The sequence below is a fragment of the Chitinophaga tropicalis genome, assembly GCF_009758205.1.
GTDB classification, from domain to species: Bacteria; Bacteroidota; Bacteroidia; order Chitinophagales; family Chitinophagaceae; genus Chitinophaga; species Chitinophaga tropicalis.
In genome coordinates this window covers 824,667-843,322 of record NZ_WRXN01000001.1, presented here as the reverse complement: position 1 = coordinate 843,322, position 18,656 = coordinate 824,667, and the positions used below count along the sequence as shown (strand labels likewise).

17 protein-coding genes are annotated in these 18,656 nt (G+C 46.6%); 6 read left to right on the top strand and 11 right to left on the bottom strand.

The features are described 5' to 3' along the window. Nucleotide 1: 1 nt before the first annotated feature. Together GO493_RS03585 and GO493_RS03580 are read right to left on the bottom strand one after the other, a co-directional pair. Nucleotides 2-691 (bottom strand): ABC transporter ATP-binding protein, encoded by a 690-nt coding sequence (locus tag GO493_RS03585; protein ID WP_157304727.1) that lies wholly within the window; start codon nucleotides 689-691, stop codon nucleotides 2-4. Between the two features lie 100 nt (nucleotides 692-791). Continuing rightward, entirely contained in the window at nucleotides 792-2,039 is a 1,248-nt protein-coding gene (locus GO493_RS03580) for an efflux RND transporter periplasmic adaptor subunit (protein ID WP_157304726.1), read from the bottom strand. Nucleotides 2,040-2,403: 364 nt separating this feature from the next. On the opposite strand from GO493_RS03580, the gene GO493_RS03575 reads away from it, so the two are divergent. The 5 genes from GO493_RS03575 to GO493_RS03555 all read left to right on the top strand — a co-directional run bounded on the left by GO493_RS03575 (nucleotide 2,404) and on the right by GO493_RS03555 (nucleotide 8,467). Further along, the gene (locus GO493_RS03575; RefSeq protein ID WP_157304725.1) at nucleotides 2,404-3,756 is read left to right on the top strand and encodes a sigma-54-dependent transcriptional regulator; all 1,353 of its coding nucleotides are present in this window, start codon (nucleotides 2,404-2,406) and stop codon (nucleotides 3,754-3,756) included. 11 nt (nucleotides 3,757-3,767) lie between these two features. Beyond that, the gene (locus GO493_RS03570) at nucleotides 3,768-5,105 is read left to right on the top strand and encodes a sensor histidine kinase (RefSeq protein ID WP_157304724.1); all 1,338 of its coding nucleotides are present in this window, start codon (nucleotides 3,768-3,770) and stop codon (nucleotides 5,103-5,105) included. Nucleotides 5,106-5,241: 136 nt separating this feature from the next. Next, complete coding sequence (locus GO493_RS03565) at nucleotides 5,242-5,949, top strand: lysoplasmalogenase family protein (RefSeq protein ID WP_157304723.1); 708 nt, start codon at nucleotides 5,242-5,244, stop codon at nucleotides 5,947-5,949. 35 nt (nucleotides 5,950-5,984) lie between these two features. Continuing rightward, complete coding sequence (nadB, locus tag GO493_RS03560) at nucleotides 5,985-7,583, top strand: L-aspartate oxidase (RefSeq protein ID WP_157304722.1); 1,599 nt, start codon at nucleotides 5,985-5,987, stop codon at nucleotides 7,581-7,583. A 14-nt stretch (nucleotides 7,584-7,597) separates the two neighbouring features. Beyond that, nucleotides 7,598-8,467 carry a lysophospholipid acyltransferase family protein gene (locus GO493_RS03555; protein WP_157304721.1) on the top strand — a complete coding sequence of 290 codons (870 nt, stop codon included), beginning with the start codon at nucleotides 7,598-7,600 and terminating at the stop codon, nucleotides 8,465-8,467. Between the two features lie 60 nt (nucleotides 8,468-8,527). On the opposite strand, the gene GO493_RS03550 is transcribed toward GO493_RS03555, so the two are convergent. From GO493_RS03550 to GO493_RS03525, 6 genes are all read right to left on the bottom strand, one after another. Beyond that, entirely contained in the window at nucleotides 8,528-8,857 is a 330-nt protein-coding gene (locus GO493_RS03550; RefSeq protein WP_232538726.1) for a BON domain-containing protein, read from the bottom strand. A gap of 92 nt (nucleotides 8,858-8,949) precedes the next feature. After that, entirely contained in the window at nucleotides 8,950-9,759 is an 810-nt protein-coding gene (locus tag GO493_RS03545; RefSeq protein WP_157304720.1) for an SDR family oxidoreductase, read from the bottom strand. A gap of 130 nt (nucleotides 9,760-9,889) precedes the next feature. Then, entirely contained in the window at nucleotides 9,890-11,293 is a 1,404-nt protein-coding gene (locus GO493_RS03540) for an MBL fold metallo-hydrolase (protein WP_157304719.1), read from the bottom strand. 228 nt (nucleotides 11,294-11,521) lie between these two features. Beyond that, nucleotides 11,522-11,881, bottom strand: coding sequence for an ArsR/SmtB family transcription factor (locus GO493_RS03535; protein ID WP_012788619.1), 360 nt, complete (start codon nucleotides 11,879-11,881; stop codon nucleotides 11,522-11,524). 271 nt (nucleotides 11,882-12,152) lie between these two features. Beyond that, on the bottom strand, nucleotides 12,153-12,830 hold the full coding sequence (gene tsaB, locus GO493_RS03530) for a tRNA (adenosine(37)-N6)-threonylcarbamoyltransferase complex dimerization subunit type 1 TsaB (protein ID WP_157304718.1): 678 nt from the start codon (nucleotides 12,828-12,830) through the stop codon (nucleotides 12,153-12,155). 22 nt (nucleotides 12,831-12,852) lie between these two features. Beyond that, complete coding sequence (locus tag GO493_RS03525) at nucleotides 12,853-13,512, bottom strand: 3-hydroxyacyl-CoA dehydrogenase family protein (RefSeq protein ID WP_157304717.1); 660 nt, start codon at nucleotides 13,510-13,512, stop codon at nucleotides 12,853-12,855. 61 nt (nucleotides 13,513-13,573) lie between these two features. Between GO493_RS03525 and GO493_RS03520 the strand changes: the two genes are divergently transcribed. Next, nucleotides 13,574-13,954, top strand: coding sequence for a RidA family protein (locus GO493_RS03520; RefSeq protein WP_157304716.1), 381 nt, complete (start codon nucleotides 13,574-13,576; stop codon nucleotides 13,952-13,954). An 80-nt stretch (nucleotides 13,955-14,034) separates the two neighbouring features. On the opposite strand, the gene GO493_RS03515 is transcribed toward GO493_RS03520, so the two are convergent. The 3 genes from GO493_RS03515 to GO493_RS31315 all read right to left on the bottom strand — a co-directional run bounded on the left by GO493_RS03515 (nucleotide 14,035) and on the right by GO493_RS31315 (nucleotide 18,656). Continuing rightward, on the bottom strand, nucleotides 14,035-15,681 hold the full coding sequence (locus tag GO493_RS03515; RefSeq protein ID WP_157304715.1) for a L,D-transpeptidase family protein: 1,647 nt from the start codon (nucleotides 15,679-15,681) through the stop codon (nucleotides 14,035-14,037). Nucleotides 15,682-15,828: 147 nt separating this feature from the next. Further along, nucleotides 15,829-17,379 carry an Rne/Rng family ribonuclease gene (locus GO493_RS03510; RefSeq protein ID WP_157304714.1) on the bottom strand — a complete coding sequence of 517 codons (1,551 nt, stop codon included), beginning with the start codon at nucleotides 17,377-17,379 and terminating at the stop codon, nucleotides 15,829-15,831. 434 nt (nucleotides 17,380-17,813) lie between these two features. After that, on the bottom strand, nucleotides 17,814-18,656 hold the full coding sequence (locus GO493_RS31315) for a tetratricopeptide repeat protein (protein WP_157304713.1): 843 nt from the start codon (nucleotides 18,654-18,656) through the stop codon (nucleotides 17,814-17,816).

The following is an 18,656-nucleotide window of genomic DNA, read 5'->3' as shown; positions in this document are numbered from 1 at the left end:
CTTACACATGAAATTGTTCCTTGATATTCTCGGTCACTACTTTACCGTCAAACAGGTTCACAACACGATGGGCAAAGCCGGCATCATAAGGGCTGTGAGTTACCATGATCATGGTAGTACCGGCTTCATTCAGCTCCTGCAACAATTTCATCACCTCTTCACCGTTGGTAGAGTCCAGGTTACCTGTAGGCTCATCCGCCAGGATCATTTTAGGCTTGGCAACAACGGCCCTGGCAATAGCCACACGCTGCTGCTGACCACCAGACAGCTGCTGAGGGAAGTGATTACGGCGGTGCATGATGTTCATGCGTTCCAGCACTTCCTCTACTTTCTGCTTACGCTCACTTGAGGGAACTTTCAGGTACAGCAACGGTAATTCCACATTCTCGAATACGGTCAGTTCATCAATGAGGTTAAAACTCTGGAATACAAACCCGATAGAGCCCTTACGCAGCTGCGCACGTTGGCGCTCGCTCATCCTGGCTACTTCATGGTCCCAGAAATGGTATTCACCTCCACTGGGATTGTCCAGCAGGCCCAGTATATTCAGCAGGGTAGACTTTCCGCAACCGGAAGGGCCCATGATAGCAACAAACTCACCCTCCCTCACTTCCATGTTGATCCCATTCAGGGCCGAAGTTTCTATTTCCTCTGTAGTAAAGATCTTTTGCAGATTAACCGTGCGTATCATTGATTATGGTTTAATAACTAAAAATGGTGTTAATATGGCCATCCGTGGCGTAACCCCTGCAGTTAAGCAGAGGCCACGGCCAGGACTAAAACAACTGTAACTAAAATACTAAAACCTCTTTGTCACCGAAATTCTCATAGGAAGAGGTGATAACCTGTTCTCCTTCCTGCAATCCTTCCAGTACTTCAAAATATTGCGGGTTCTTTTGTCCGAGGGAAATATTACGTTTTACCGCACGTTTACCACTCTTATCTACTACATACACCCAGTTACCACCGGTATCTGAGAAGAAACCTCCTACCGGCAGCAGTATAGCAGAGGAAGACTTACCCAGCTCCAGGCGGATAGGGGAAGATTGTCCGCGGCGTATGCCTTCCGGCGTTTCTTTTTCAAACTTCATATCTACATTGAACCGGCTATTCTTTATTTCCGGGTATACCTTGATGATTTCCAGGGGATAGGTTTTACCGTTGAATTCAAAGGATGCCTTCAGGCCGGCAAACACACGGGCAACATAGTGCTCATCCACTTCCGCCCGCATTTTGAACCCGTTCAGGTCATCTATCTGACCTATGTTCTGACCTGCAGTGATGCTTCCACCTACTTCTGCATCTACAGAAGAAAGCTGACCATCTATAGGGGCCTTTAACACCAGGTTGTTCAGATTGTCTTTCATCATCTGAAGGTTACGTTGCGTACGCTGGATGGTAGATTCCAGCCTTTCTATCTGTATCCTCGCATTCTCTTCCTGGAACTGCTGGCTTTCTATCTCTATCTGCCGTTGCTTTACCAGCCGCTCGTATTCTATCTTATTTTTGTTGAATTCCTGTCTTGACACTATTTTCTCATCTACCAGCTGTTTGGTACGGTCATACAGGTCTTTTGCCTGTTCTATCTGGTAATCCAGGCTGGCTACGGTCTGCTGCATGGTGAAGCGGTTCTGTTTGAGGGACTGCCTGGTATTCTGCAGCTCATTGATCAACCTGTATATCTCGGTCTCATGGTTCACGAAATCCATCATCAGGTTCTGGTTCTCCAGCCGGAGGATACTGTCACCTCTTTTTACCATACTACCGCCTTCCAGGTATTTCTGGCTTACATATCCACCTACAATAGCGTCCAGGCGGATGGTTTTCAGGGGTAACACAACTGCAGTAACAGCTATATACTGATCGAAGGTGCCTTTTGTAACGGAAGAGATGGTGATCTTATCTTTCTCCACATTCAGCTTGGAGCGGTGATCAGCAAAGATCAGGTTATACAGCAGCAGCAATGCTACTACCGCTCCTCCGCACACCAGGGTGATACGCTTCTTTGACCAAAACTTTTTTTCTATTTTCTTATCCATAAATGATTGTAAAACTTTGCCATACAGGTAAGACAACCGGCATGCCAAAGCTAAAAACCCTTTACCATAGCAGGTTTGCAGCCATCCTCCCGTCAAATCAACGTTCTGTAACGTACACCGCACGTTCATTTCCGGACAATTTCGCCAGACCGCCCCACAGGCACTGAGAAAACCGAAATCTTTTTATAATATTGCCAGTGGCCGCATCCGTCACCGGCAATAAGTCCCCATCCCCTGCCGGGAACGTCATTTGCGGGTATATTACCAATAATCGGTCGTGTTTCAGTTTGGCCCGCAGGGCCAGACTACCTGGTAAAAGCTCAAACTGATACACCACCAACATAATCAGATATAAGTAGTTGATATGACCACACCCTTGCAAGGAAAGATTCTTATTGTGGATGACGATATGGATGTGCTTCGCGCCGCCCGCCTGTTGTTAAAACGTCACTTTGAACAAGTAGATTTTGAACGCAATCCGCAGAAGATACCCTACCTCGTCACAAATTTTGAGTACGATGTGATCCTGCTGGACATGAACTTTACCCGCGATCTTAGCAGCGGTAAGGAAGGCTTTGAATGGCTGGACCGCATCCTGGACGTACGCCCGGATGCTGCGGTAGTGATGTTCACCGCCTATGGCGATGTGGAAATGGCTGTCCGCGCCATTAAGGCCGGCGCTACAGACTTTGTCCTGAAACCCTGGGAAAATGAAAAGCTGCTGGCCACCATGCAGGCGGCATACAGCAAGAAAACCGGGTTGAAAGACAAGCCTGCGCCTCCCCCTGCCACCTCCCAGTCCGGCATCAATATCATTGGCAGCAGCCCTTCCATGATGCAGGTACTGGATACAGCAGAAAGAGTAGCTTCTACAGATGCCAATGTCCTTATCCTGGGCGAGAACGGTACCGGCAAAGATATGCTGGCAAGACATATTCACCAGCTTTCCCAACGCGGCAAAAAACCTTTTGTAAGTGTAGACCTGGGCGCCATCAGCGAAACACTCTTTGAAAGTGAGCTGTTCGGCCATGTGAAAGGCGCTTTTACAGACGCCAGGGAAGACCGTTCCGGCCGTTTTGAAGAAGCCGCCAACGGCACCATCTTCCTGGACGAGATAGGGAACATCTCCCTCCCCTTCCAGGCAAAGCTGCTCACCGTACTGCAAAACAGAGCCGTTACAAAAGTAGGTAGCAACAAGGCCGTTCCTGTAGATGTACGTCTTATCTGCGCCACCAACAGGGATATTGTTCAACTGGCAGCACAACACCTGTTCCGCCAGGACCTGCTGTACCGTATCAACACAATAGAGATACAACTGCCTCCCCTGCGCGAAAGGAAAGAAGATATCATTCCCCTGGCAGAACATTTCCTGCATGTATATGCCTCCAAATATAAACGCCCTGTCAGCTCCCTGCATGAATCGCTGGTACAACAGCTGCAGCAGCATGACTGGCCAGGCAATATCCGCGAATTACAGCATGCCATGGAAAGGGCGGTGATCCTCTCCCAGGGTAAAACCCTGTTGCCCAAAGATGTGTTTGTAAAGAACCCAGTACAGGACCAGTCTTTCAACACAGGTTATAATCTTGAAGAAATGGAACGCAACATCATCACCCAGGCAATGAAGAAATGCAACGGCAATATCACCGAAGCGGCCAAAGAACTGGGATTGAGCAGGGCGGCACTTTACAGGAGACTGGAAAAGTATAATATCTAGCCGCTGTTGACATGAATAAATTCAGCATCAACATATTACTGCGTATCCTGCTGCTCACACTCAGCACCATTGCCGGTGTATGGGTGTGGAGCACCCTGGGCCCTGTTCCCGGGCTGGCTATCTGTATACTTATCTCTATGCAGATATATGGTATGTATTACTATATCAACCGGGTAAACCGCAAACTGACCCTCTTCCTTGAATCTATCCGGTATGAAGATTTCTCCATCCGCTTCAGCGCAGATAATAAGCTGGGCAAGAGCTTCCAGGCGCTGAACCACCAGTTCAACGAAGTACTGGAAGCCTTCCGGCAAACAAGGGCTGAAAAGGAAGCCAACCTGAAATACATAGATACCATCGTTCAGCATATCAGCATAGGCGTACTGTCTTTCGATGCTGAAGGCAGGATAGAGCTGATCAACCCGGCGGCTTTCCGCCTCCTGGGCATTTACAGGCTAAGGAATATCTCAGAGCTTAAGTCCGCGCATCCGGGGCTGCCCGAGCTGCTGCTGCAGGTACGCTCAGGCAATAAGATACTCTACCGTACCAGGCTGGATCAGCAGCTTTCCATGCATGCCGCCACGGTAAGACTGCAGGGACGGCTGGTGAAGCTGATCTCCATACAGAACATCCATGCAGAGTTGCAGGAAAAAGAGCTGGAAGCATGGCAGAACCTGACCAAGATACTCCGTCATGAGATCATGAACTCCGTAACGCCTATCGTATCGCTGATCAGCACTATGCAGGATATTGTGGAACAGGATATCTCTCCGGGTACAGATCAGCCGGAGGCCATTGCAGATCTGCATGAGGCGCTGGAAACCATTAAAAGCAGGAGCAAGGGCATCATGAACTTTGTGAATGCTTACCGGGATTATACCACTTTGCCCAAGCCCCAGTTCACCCATGTGAGCCTGAAAGATTTACTTACAAGCGTCAGCAATCTGCTGCAGCCGGAGTTAAAGCAGGCGGGTATTTACTATCACTACCAGATAGAAGCTGCCAGTACAGAACTGCATGCAGATGTGGCACAGCTGCAGATGGTGCTTATAAACCTGGTCAAGAATGCAATGGATGCACTGGAACAAACGCATACACCGGCTATTCATGTAAAGGCTGCGTTGCAAAGTCCGGCCCAGGTGTTTATTGAGATCACTGATAACGGCCCGGGTATTGAATCTGAAGCAATGGATAAGATCTTTATTCCTTTTTATACTACCAAGAAGAAAGGAAGTGGTATTGGGTTGAGTCTTTCACAGCAGATCATACAGTCACACGGAGGACAGCTGAAAGTGAGCAATACGGGTGACAGCGGAACTACTTTCCTGATACTATTACCTGTCAGATAGGTTTTCAGCTGGCCTGGGGCCAGCTGAAAACCTCAAAAAGCTGCCTTTACTAAAGGTGAAGGCAGCTTTTTAAGCAATTCCCCACACCGATAAAAAGCCTCTTTGCAAAGGCATTTTTTAATTGTACTTTCATACTATGCGCAATGGAAGTATATACATCTTATTCTACGCAGTCACGCTTGCCGTTTACATCTTCTCCATCACAGCACATCAACCCATTCCCGGTTATATATCCAAGTTATTCTTATCGCTGATCCTCGCCATTTATTTCTACAATGGCACCTCCGGCGTACCTGCCGTATTCAGGATATTACCTTTATCAGCGTTGTTCTTTGCCGGCCTGGGAGATATGTGCCTGCTCTTTGCCGCACAGGAGCGTACATTATTCACAATGGCACTGGGTATCTTTATCCTGTCATTACTTTCGTACAGCGGCTTTTTCCTGAAGATCAGGTACAGCAATTATCCGCTTCCAAAATGCCAGTGGGCATTTATCATAATATCAGAAGCCGCCATAGTAGCATTCATCTATCTGATGCTACCCTATCTTGGTAGTATGGCCGTCCCTGTTATACTCTTCACTATAGCTATTTCCTTAGCCCTGCAATGTGTCAGGCATGCCTTCCGGCTGGAAGAACAGCCACAGGGCTGGTATGCACTGGCGGGAGCATTACTTTACGTTGTTTCTTCTGCGTTCATAGCCATACAATACTTCTATCATCCCATTCCCGGCGGAGAGATCTATATCATTTCCACTTATGGCCTGGCACAACTGGGATTGATCCAGGGAGGGCTGCTTTACCTCCGGATGCGTATGGCCCCGGCTAACAATGAATTGGATTAAATTTAGCCGTACATTTGGTGCTTGCTTGAGAACTTATGCAACAGACAGACTTTTTAGTGATTGGTTCAGGTATTGCAGGACTGACATATGCCTTAAAAGTGGCTGAAGCATGTCCTGACAAAAAGATCACCATCATCACCAAGACCAGGGAAGATGAGACCAATACCAAGTACGCACAGGGTGGAGTAGCCGTAGTGAACGATCTTGAGAACGACAGCTTTGAAAAGCATATTGAAGACACCCTGATAGCGGGAGATGGCCTTTGTAATGAGCAGATAGTGGAGATCGTGGTAAAAGAAGGGCCTGAACGGGTAAACGAGATCATAGAATGGGGTGCAAACTTTGATAAGGATGCCTCCGGCGATTTCTCGCTTGGTAAAGAAGGCGGGCACTCTGAGAACAGGGTGATCCATTATAAAGACGTTACCGGCAAGGAAATAGAACGCGCCCTGCTGGATGCCGTGCGTAAACACCCGAATATAGAGCTGGTTACCCACTGCTTTGTAGTAGACCTCATTACCCAGCACCACCTGGGATACCTCGTTACCAAATCCACTCCGGATATTGAATGTTACGGCGTATATGTACTGAACCTGATCACCAACAAAATAGAAAAGGTACTCAGCCGCATTACCCTGCTGGCAACCGGTGGTAACGGACAGGTATACCGCAGCACCACCAACCCTATCATTGCTACCGGCGATGGCGTTGCTATGGTGTACCGCGCCAAAGGCAGGATAGAGAATATGGAATTCATCCAGTTCCATCCCACAGCCCTGTATCAGCCGGGTGTAAATAACGCCTTCCTGATCACTGAAGCTGTCCGTGGCGATGGCGGTATACTCCGCAACGTCAAAGGAGAAGAATTCATGCATAAATACGACGCCCGGCTTTCCCTGGCGCCACGTGATATAGTAGCCCGCGCCATAGACAGCGAGATGAAGATTGCAGGTACAGAGCATGTATACCTGGACTGCAGGCATATGGACCTGGAGAAGTTCATTCATCACTTCCCCAACATCTACGAAAAATGCCTTGCTTCCGGTATCGATGTGCAGAAAGACATGATCCCCGTTGCCCCTGCCGCCCATTACAGCTGCGGAGGTATCAAGGTGACCGAGTGGGGCCGCACTTCCATCAATAACCTGTATGCCTGCGGCGAATGTTCCAGCACAGGCCTTCACGGCGCCAACCGCCTGGCTTCCAACTCCCTGCTGGAAGCAATGGTGTTTGCACACCGCTGTTACCTGGATGCTATAAAGACCATCAACAGCACTACCTTTAAAGAGAACGTGCCCGACTGGAATACTGCCGGTACCACTGCACCCAAAGAGATGATCCTCATTACCCAGAGCCTGAAAGAACTGAAACAGATCATGAGCGATTACCTGGGTATTGTGCGCACCAATGAACGTTTACAGCGCGCCATGCGCAGGCTGGACATACTGCACGAAGAAACAGAATCATTATACGAAAAAACAGAGGTCTCACCACAGCTCTGTGAGCTGAGAAACCTCATTACCGTTGGCTACCTGATCGTGAAAGGCGCGTCTTTCCGTAAAGAAAGCCGCGGATTACACTTTAACACTGACTATCCGCAAAAGAGCACCCTGGTACAGAATATCGTGTTATAGAAACCGGAGCAGACATGTATTATTTCTTGCTGGCATTTACATATTGTATCTCAATTTTGCCTTTATGGCTGTTATACCGCATCAGCGATGTATTGTACCTCATTGTGTATTACATAGTGGGATACAGGAAAAAAGTTGTGCTTGACAACCTGCGTCAGGCATTTCCCGAAAAGAATGAAAAGGAAATAACAACGCTGGCTAAAAAATACTATCTCAACCTTACAGACATGATGGTGGAAACGCTCAAGCTGCTCACTATGAGTACAAAGCAGCTGCAGCGCCGCTTTGTGTGCGACCTTACCGTACTTCATGACCTGTATGCCAGAGGGAAAAGCTGCCAGATGCACCTGGGCCATAATTTCAACTGGGAATGGGCCAACCTGTTCTGCATGCAGGGCGTAGCATTTCCTTTCCTGGTAGTATACATGCCGCTGACCAATAAGACAGGCGACCGCCTCTTCCGTCATTTCCGTGAAAGAGCCGGCAGCGTGCTGCTTCCCGCCAACGATATCAAGAACAGTATGCAGCCCTGGCTGGATAAGCAATACCTTATAGCCCTCGTGGCCGATCAGAACCCGGGCAATCCCCGCCGCAGTTACTGGTATCCTTTCCTGAACAGGATGACGGCCTTTTACAAAGGGCCTGAAATGACCGCTAAAAGAAATGATGTGCCGGTGGTGTTTGTAGATATCCGCAAAAAGAAGAGAGGGTATTATCATGCTACTTTACAGCTGGCGTTTGAACATCCTCAGCAGGAGGCGGATGGAGCTATTACGGAAGCATTTGTCAGATACCTGGAGAAGAATATAAGAGAGCAACCGGAAGTATGGGTATGGAGTCACCGGAGATGGAAGCACAAATATCCCGGGACTGATATAAACTGATATTTATTCGAAGAGCGCTTTCTGAAGCAGAAAGCGCTCTTCATGTTTTTTACTGCATCGTTATTTTACAACATTGCTATCTGTTTTCATAGTATCGCCGGCGGGAGGTGGCGGAGGCGGAGGAACTGCTGCCTGCACCATAATGTTGTTTGTTACTGATTTTACACCGGCAACGCTTTTAACAGCATCTTCTGCCGCCATTTTTGAGGCATCGTCAGCAACTTCACCCCCCAATGTTACAATTCCATCCTTCACATCGGCAGTTACACCGGGGGTAGAGCTGAGTTTTTCATTAACAGCCTTTTGCAGGTGAGAATCACTAGGCTGACAGGAGAATAAGCATACGGCCAGCAGCATGAGGCCGGCCATCAGGAAAGTTTTACATTTCATGGTTAAAAGTTTAGCTAAATAAAAACAAATAACATGCTAGAGCATGTTTTTGTTAAAGTACAAATAGCTGTTAATCAGGTGGGTATTAAAAATCAACCATTATCTGCAAATCCGGGGTATAAAGTCATCCCCCCATCCACAAAAAGGGTAGTGCCTGTCACATAATCGCTCTCATCACTAGCCAGCCAGACCGCCACTTTAGCTACGTCTTCCGGTATCCCGACACGCCCGTAGGGAATCAGCTCCAATAACTTTTTCTCATCTTCTGGGGTGTCCCAGGCATCTTCGTTAATACGCGTTTTGATGGCGCCCGGCGCAATACTGTTCACCCTTATCTTATAGGGGGCCAGCTCCTGAGCCATAGACTGCATGAGAAGCTTCACCCCTCCTTTGCTGGCAGCATAGTTTACATGCCCCGCCCAGGGTATTACTTCATGTACACTGCTCATACAGATGATCTTCCCGGCAGCCCTGGAGCGTTCCGGTTGTACCCCTCTTCTTTTGAACTCCCGGGCAGCTTCCCGGGCGCAAAGGAACTGTCCGGTCAGGTTGGTGGCTATCACCTTATTCCACTGTTCCAGCGTCATGTCAAGGAAGGAGGCATCCTGCTGAATACCGGCATTTGCCACTGCTATGTCCAGGGTACCAAACTGAGCAAGAATTTCCGCAAACATCTGCTTTACCTGTTCTTCATTGCTGGTATCACATTGCTTTATAACCCCGTTGCCACCGGCGGCCTTTATAGTATTCAGTACCTCCTCAGCGCCTTTCAGGCTCTTGTCACTGTGATGGTTTACCACAACAGTAGCACCTGCTTTTCCCATCGCCACGGCTATTGCTGCGCCAATACCTGAACTGCTGCCGGTAATGAGCGCTATCTGACCTTCCAGTTGTTTACCCATAAAGTTTTTTTATGGAAACGGTCAAAAAGCATACCCATCCTTAGTGCATCAGGCGGCCCAACTATTCCTGCATAAACAGGAAAAGGCGTGATAGTATTACCACGCCTTTTCCGGAATAAATTATCGGTGATCAGTTCAATACATTCTTTTCCTGCACCACTGTCAGCCCTTTAGTTGTTTTCATGGCATTGTAGCCACCTTCCACGTTCCTCAGGTTATGAATGCCTTCACGTTTGAGGATAGAGCAGGCAATAATGCTGCGGTATCCGCCCTGGCAATGTACATAGAGATTATGGTTCTCATCAAAATCCCCCAGGTTGCCGGGATCTGTCATGTCGCTCAGCGTGAGGTTCAGGGCGTCTTTGATATGACCGTCTGCATACTCAGCCGGTTTACGCACGTCCACTATTACCAGGTTAGGATCGTGTGGCATATCCATAGCCAGTTCATCCGGTTCTACTGAGATGATCATGTCACGTTTTTCTCCTGCTGCTACCCAGGCCTCATATCCGCCTTCCAGGAAGCCGGCAACATGGTCAAAGCCCACTCTTGCCAGTCTGACAATAGTTTCTTCCTCTTTCCCTACAGGTGTAACCAGCACTATCTCCTGACCAAAAGGCAACAGGCTGCCGGCCCATTCAGCAAAACGGCCTTCCAGCCCAATGCTGAGGGAACTGGGTATAAAACCATCTCCGAATACAGTAGCCGGACGGGTATCCAGTACCAGTACTCCTTCCGCTATTTTCTTTTTGAACTCCGCTACGGAAAGTGGCTGATTGCTCTTTTCCATAACGGCTTTAAGTGCGTCATATCCTTCCTTATTGATCTTCGCATTGATGGGAAAATAGGAAGGTGGTGTGCTCAGGCCAGCTGTTACTTCTGCTATAAATTCCTCCTTGCTTTCTGCTCTCAGGGCGTAGTTGGTGTTTTTCTCATCCCCCAGGGTGCTGTAGGTATGAGGTCCCAGGTTTTTACCACAGGATGATCCGGGGCCGTGAGCCGGATAAACGGTCACGTTGTCTGGTAACACTTTTATTTTGTTGTTCAGTGAATCATAGAGGTAGCCTGCCAGTTCTTCTTTGGTAAGGTTACCGCTGAACAGGTCCGGCCTGCCAACATCTCCAACAAACAATGTATCCCCGGTAAAGATGCTATGAGGCTGCCCCTGCTCATCATACAGCAGGTAGCAGGTAGATTCCAGCGTATGTCCCGGAGTATGGAGGACTTCCAGTGTGAGTTTGCCGATAGTGAATTTCTCCCCGTCTTTAGCCAGGTAGATAGGAAAATTGGTCACAGCTTCCGGCCCATATACAATAGGTGCGCTGGTGGCTGTGGCCAGGTCCAGGTGACCGGAAACAAAGTCGGCATGAAAATGTGTCTCGAAAATGTACTTTATAGTGGCATTACGTTCTCTGGCAAGGTCAAGGTAAGCGTCAATATCCCTTAATGGATCTATCACAACAGCTTCTCCCCCGGACTCTATAAAGTAGGCAGCTTCTGATAAGCAATTCGTGTAAAGTTGCTTGACGAACATGTGGTTTTTGATTTCCTGTAAAGTTAAGCATTTATATGCGGAGGGAATATATGACAAAAAAGACTCCCCCCGTTATCTTTCAATAACAGGATTATAGCAGCAATCTTATATCAGATAGTGATAACCACACCTTCCTTTAAAACAATTAGAGCCTAACTAAAAGTATTTTGCACACTCTCAGTTAGGCCCGAATATTTTTTCAGTTTGACCAGTACTCCGAAACCAGGATTAACCCACCAGCTCCTCTACGAATTTGGCAACTTCTGCTATACGCTGTTTGTTGATCGTATAGTGAATGAACTTGCCATCTCTTTCAGTTATCACAATGCCGGCGCGGCGCAGGATAGCCAGATGCTGTGAAGCCACTGATTGCTCCAGACGCAGTTTAACGTAGATTTCCGTAACTGTCATTTTTTTGTGATCTTCCAACAACTTAATCATTTGCTGGCGCAGTTTATGGTTGATTGCACGCAAAACCATAGCTGCCTTCTTAACGGCAATGTAATCCAATTTAATTTGGTCTTTTTCATTGGTACCTCTAGAAATAATAAGAGTATTAGAAGAGGTCGTTAATAATGTTTTTTCCATCGCATAATAGTTTTTAAATAATGATGAAATGAAAGGGATCAACGGACAGTAAACCCATAACTTGTTAGAAAACAATAACCGGGTGTCGATTTATACAAAAATATAATATTAGTCGTAATAAAAAAAACTTCTATACCTTATTTTTTAATATATAGAAGGCGATTACTTGCCAATTAAACGTAATTTGACAGTTCTATGACAAAAAATTGCCTTAAGCGTGCCGGGTACGCTTAATTGATAGGGTAAAATGGCGTAAAAGGTACTGTAGAGGCTATTTCTTCATGGTTGAATGGAAAGGCTTGAGGTAGTAGGGGCTGAAATATGCAATGTCTTCAAATACCTGCTGATGGTATGCGGCAGTTGATAAAGCTACCATATCTGCAGCGTTCAGTATATATGAGGTAAAAACGGCATTTGGATGTACAGGCATCAACTGCTGCCATTTATCACTGCCGTTTCCGAAGAAATATGTCTTTTTATTTTCAACTTGTTCTCTGAATGATTCTGATGTGAGTATCAGCGCATGCGGTGCTGTCAGAGTTTCCAGCAGACCGGAATATACGGCGGTGTACACTTCCATTCTACGGGCATCCAGCATGGGGCAATAGAATGCGTCCATATCCATTGTTTGCGAAAGCATGCCCTGTGTCATCATCTGCAACGTAGAAACCGCTATCAGCGGCTTTTCCCAGGCATAGCACAACCCTTTGGCAGTAGCTACGCCTACGCGCAGACCGGTATAAGAGCCGGGACCTGCGCTTACTGCAACAGCATCTATCTGTGCAGGAGTAATGCCCTGTGTCTGCATGATCTCCTGTACAAATAATACCATGGTTGCAGCATGGTCCTGCTGCTTATCATTCACCAATGTCTGTAGTGGCTTTCCGTCTCTGGAAAGACAAACAGATCCTATGCTGGTAGCTGTATCTATGTTCAGTATTAAAGACAATCTGCCTTATTTTTTAATGTTATTATGCGGCTTCCTGCGCCAGTAAAGCGCTTACTTTATAACGCTCATTCCCTGATGCTTTGTATACGGCGTCCAGTACCGCATATACCTGTTTCACACCGATACGTTCACACCATTCAAATGGCCCCAGCGGATAGTTGGTTCCCAGCTTCATGGCTATGTTGATATCTTCCCGGGAGGCGGTTCCCTCTTCTGCGGCAAGGTAAGCTTCGTTGATGATCATACAAACTACTCTTGGCGTTACCATTCCTACCCTGTCTTCCACCACTTCATATTCCCAGCCTAATTCCTGCATGATCTGCTGCAGCCGGGGCCGTTGTTCCTGATCCATTACAGAAACTTCTGTTACAGACATTGCAGTGAAGCCTGGCAACCAGTTGCAGCCTATCAGGTTAAAACCGTAGCTGAAGGCGTGCTCATTCATCACAGCAGATAGTGAGGTCTTCACTATACCTGCCAGTACCGGCACTTCCGGATGCCTGGCATATATTGCGCCACGTTCCGTATGTTCATCGAAATCAAGATCTATTATCAGCTGGTAGATACCTGGTTCTTCTATGCGTTCCAGGCCGGACACCCGCTGTACCTGGTGACCGTTCAAACCACCCTTTTCAACCAGGGCGGCGTATTGTTGCCCATCTCCTATTACAAGAATATTCATGCGCAAAATTTTCGCAAACCTATTAATTAATAACTAATAATAACGCCCTATTTTTACGTTCATGGAAAAACAGATCATCAACACAAAAAATGCGCCTGCACCAATAGGCCCATATAACCAGGCTGTTCTTACAGGCAATCTGCTCTTTGTATCCGGACAAATAGCACTGCATCCTGAAACCAATCAACTTGTACAGGACGATATCAAAACAGAAACGCGCCAGGTAATGGAAAACCTGAAAGCTATACTGACAGCAGCAGGAATAGATTTCAGCAATGTGCTTAAATCTACCATCTTCATTACAAATATGAATGATTTTGCACAGATCAATGAAGTATACGGTTCCTATTTCAGCGATGCTTACCCTGCCCGCGAAACTGTGCAGGTAGCAGCCTTGCCGAAAGGGGTGAATGTAGAGATCTCTGTTATTGCAAGTAAATAATTATCTCAAAGAAAACGCTTTTGCCTGGGGCAAAAGCGTTTTCTTTGAGTAAGGCTTGCGCCTGGCTTTAAGAATTTCTTTTATTTCTTTCCGAACAACGTAGCCGTCAGGCGGGCATCATGTCCATAAACATCATCCCTGAAATTCAATCTGCCTTCGCTATCTACAAAGGCGGTGAAATAACCTATATATACAGGTACTTTTTCTTTCAGTGTTACGAATTGTTCTTTCCCTGCGTTCATAGCTGTCACAATCTTTTTCTGCGTCCATGAAGAGTCTTTTCTGAGCAGCCATTCCGCCAGGTGCTGAGGTTCGGAAACACGGATGCAGCCATGACTGAAGGAACGTTTGCTCTCGCCGAACAATCCTTTTGAAGGGGTGTCATGCAGGTAAATATTATACTCGTTCGGGAAAAGGAATTTTACTTTACCGAGCGCATTGGCGCCACCAGGTTTCTGTCTTACAATGTAAGGGAAATTAGTGCCGGAGTATTTACTCCAGTTGATGCCTGACACAGGTTTACCGCTGCCATTCACCACTTCCATATTCTGTCTTGCCAGGTAGCCCCCATTACGTTTCATAGCCGGCAGCACTTCATGCGCCAGTATTCCCGGAGGTACGTTCCAGTAAGGACTGAATACAATGTATTTCATTTCATGGCTGAAGATAACAGTGTTGGTTCCGGGCCTGCCTACTACCACATTGCAGCTCCAGTCCAGTTTATTGTTATCATACACATAGAGCTTGAATGCAGGAATGTTGACCAGCAGGTATTCTGCAGGAGACTCTGCCGGCACCCAGCGAATACGTTCCATGTTGATGAGTATCTGTTGTATGCGTTTCTGCGGAGATACATTCAGTGCGTTGAGCACCGGCAATTGCACCGTACCGTCTATTTTCAGCCCCATACGGTCCTGGAAATTGCGTATAGCCGAATCCAGGAGCGGAGTAAAGCGGTTACCGGTGTCGGAAACAGGCAGGTCGCCCAGAAGATGCAGGCGTTGTTTTACCTGAGTGATGAATACCGCACTATCTCCTTTCTTATATAGCTTCTGGGATGATTTCAGGGAATCCCAGGGCGTCTTTTCCAGGTTCGCCAGTTTCTTCAGCTGGTCACGCAGTAGTTTGTATTGCCTGTTCACTGGTTCTTCAAAAGCGTTTGCCGGTTTGTTGACCATAGAATCCAGCAGGCTTTGCATATTTATTTTCTTCCGGGGGATGAACCATTCCAGGTCTTTCGCACTGTCTGAAGTGAATCCACCCCATATTTTATTTCCGTAAGCGAAGAACTGGGTGGTAAGGAGCAGTTCCGCGCGGGAAGTGGTTTTATCTCCCGGCTGAAGCTTTCCGCCTTCTATCATGAGGGTATCATACAGCTCGCGGAGAGGGGTGTTCATGCTGCTGTCATTCAGTCCATAGGAAGCATCTGCCTTCATCATATTGATGAAGTTGCCGGCTTGCTCCGTAAGCTGACCATCATTGCCTATCCAGGCATAGTGAAAATCACGCTGGCGATAGAAGTCGCGTATATAGTCAGCATAAGAGTTATAGCCGGTGTCCTGTTGCAGAAACCTGTTGACGGTGTTGCTGTCCAGTTTCAGGTCAATATATTCCTGTCCGGTATAATGGCTGGTATCCCTTTTCAGGCCCTTCTTTCTTCTGCCCTCGCCGCAACTGGTGAACAAAAGAGCAGCCAAGAGTAAATACGAACAATAACGAAAAAACATAAACGATTGGAGTTTTGACTTTAAAAACAACATTGTCCCGGGATAAAAAGTTGAATATGTAAAGATAGAAACAATACAAAAAGAAACGCTTTTGCCTGGGGCAAAAGCGTTTCTTTAACAACGTGGGCCTGACCTGTGGCCAGCTGGTTATAATTTAATTTCTTCGTCGCTTGCGTCAAAGAAGCGATATTCAGTAAGGTGATAGTTCGAATCTGCCTTAACCCTGACCCATTTCTTATACATAAAGTACCATTTCCATTGGCGGGATGTAAGGAATCCTTTAGCAAGGTAGGCGTAAAAGATAGGATGTACTCTGATAGTAAGACCTTTGTGCTGATGATTGATCAGGTACTGAAGGTTCTTTTCTATTTCATCTATGATAAGTACGGAAGCGCCGATCTTGCCGGTACCATGACAGGTGGGGCAATCTTCCGCCACAGAGATAGTGACTTCAGGTTTTACGCGCTGCCTGGTTATCTGCATCAATCCGAATTTGGAGATGGGCAGGATGGTATGCTTGGCTCTGTCCTGCGCCATGAATTTCTCCATAGCTTCGTATACTACCTTTTTATTTTCCGGCAGCTTCATATCAATGAAGTCAATGATAATGATGCCGCCCAGATCGCGTAGCCGGAGCTGGCGGGCTATTTCTGCAGCAGCCTCCAGGTTGGATGCAAGGGCATTCTGTTCCTGGTTATTGCTGGAGCTTTTATAGCCGCTGTTCACGTCTATTACATGGAGGGCTTCAGTAGCTTCGATGATCAGGTATACGCCACTGTCCAGGTTGACGGTTTTGCCAAAGGAGGCTTTTACCTGGCGGGTTACGCCATAGTGATCAAAGATGGGAGCTCCGTTGTGATAATGCTGAACGATGTCCTGTTTTTCCGGCGCTATCTTCTGGATATACGCACGGGTATCAGTATACATGTTCTTGTCATTAATGACAATACGGTTGAAGCTTTCGTTAAGAAGGTCACGTAAGATGCTGGTGGTTTTTGCCTGTTCGCTCAGTATTTTCTGCGGGGGTTGGGCGCCGCGCAGGTTGGACTGTATATTTTTCCAGGTTTCTACCAGGGTAGTAAGATCTTCATGCAGTTCTGCCGTTTTCTTTCCTTCAGCTGCCGTGCGAACAATTACGCCGAAGTTGGGCGTTTTGATCGCTTCCACGATTTTCTGCAATCTTTTTCTTTCTTCGGAAGAGTGTATCTTTTTTGATACAGCAACAATGTCATTAAAGGGTGTTAACACGATAAACCTTCCGGGAAGAGAAATTTCGCAGCTAAGGCGGGGGCCTTTGGAAGAAATAGGTTCTTTCAATATCTGCACGAGGATGTTAGGTTTTCCGCCCAGTACATCTGTGATTTTTCCGGTCTTTACAATTTCCGGTTCATTCTTAAACTTCGTAAAGTCAAACCCTTCGGGGGTTTTATCTGAAATAGCCTGCTGGGTAAATTTGAGTATAGAACGTATATAAGGGCTAAGGTCAGTGTAATGAAGGAATGCATCTTTTTCAAAACCCACATCAACAAAGGCCGCATTCAGGCCTGGTATCAGTTTTTTTACCCGCCCCAGGTATAAATCTCCTACAGAAAAGTTGGGATTGCCGCTTTCGTGATGCAATTCAACCAGTTTCTTGTCTTCCAGCAACGCTATTTCCACACCAGTAGGTGCCGCATTTATAATAAGTTCCTTGTTCAAGCGTCCAAAATTTTAACCATTATTACTTCACCTTTGAGTTATGCAATACTATTCAATAATAGCTTACTGCATACCAGATTACAGTCAACGAAATGTTGACGTACGTGATGATGGATTGCTTAAGGGTTTAGCGATCTACAGGTAATATCCGGATTCTAGCGGGATTTGTGGAAAAACCTGCATGACTTCCAGCAATTTAAGAATAATCGCCAAAATCATGCAGGATATATAAAAATTTTTATCCGAATCGCCGCGCCGTAATTAAAACCTGGTTAGTATAAATGGCGGGAAACAGGAGAAAACTATTTCTTATTCTTCTTATGCCGGTTCTTTCTCAGTCTTTTTTTACGCTTGTGAGTTGCTATTTTATGTCTTTTTCTTTTCTTACCGCAAGGCATACGCTAATAAGTTTTTAAATGTTTAAAAAATGAATATTATTGAATACTCTTAATATAAGTGTCTATTTCAGCCTTCAGGGAAGGATCTTTCAGCAGTTTTTTACATTGCTCAAAAAGTTCGACTGCTTTCTTTACATCCCCTTTACTGCGATAAGCTTCTGCTAATACGAATATAGCTTTAGGCTCTTCCGGATGCCGCTTTAAAAACGTTTCCATCCTTTCTATAGCCTTATCAAACTGATTTGATTGAATAGCCAGGTTTGCTAACGTTATCTGAGCTTCTGCATTGTCGGGATTGGCAGCCACCAGGTCCCTGAGTTTTTGCACACCTACCATAGGTTCGCCGGTATTCATATACAACAGCGCCTGCTTTACAACGAGGGAATCGTTACCAGGATTCAGCTTAATAGCCTGATCCAGTAGGGTAATAGCCTGCTGGCTCTCCCATTTCATAATAGCAGGGTCCTGAGCATGTTCCAGGTGAGCTAAAAATAAATTGGCTGCAAAGGTGAGGCTTTTTTCGGAATTTTCCAACTTGGCGGCTTCGCCAAGATAATACGCAGCTATGGGTAGTTGGTTAAGGCTATCCCAGGAGGCATATAATTGTCTGTAAGCGTCTATTTGCTGATTCTTTACGTCTCCCCGCACTACCTTATTCTCCCAGGTAGTGATAGAAAATAATTTCTCTGCGGGTACTTTTTGCTTGGCTGCGGCCAGCAATTCCTCGAAGGCAATAGGTTTTCCCTCCTGTCCGTCATGTACATGAGCGGCAGTTGGCATCGCTTTTTTATCCGAATGAGGTATGGTGCGGCCGAATGCGACTAATACTATCAGTAAAGTCACGGCGGCACCTACCAGTAGAACTTGAGTTTTTTGCAC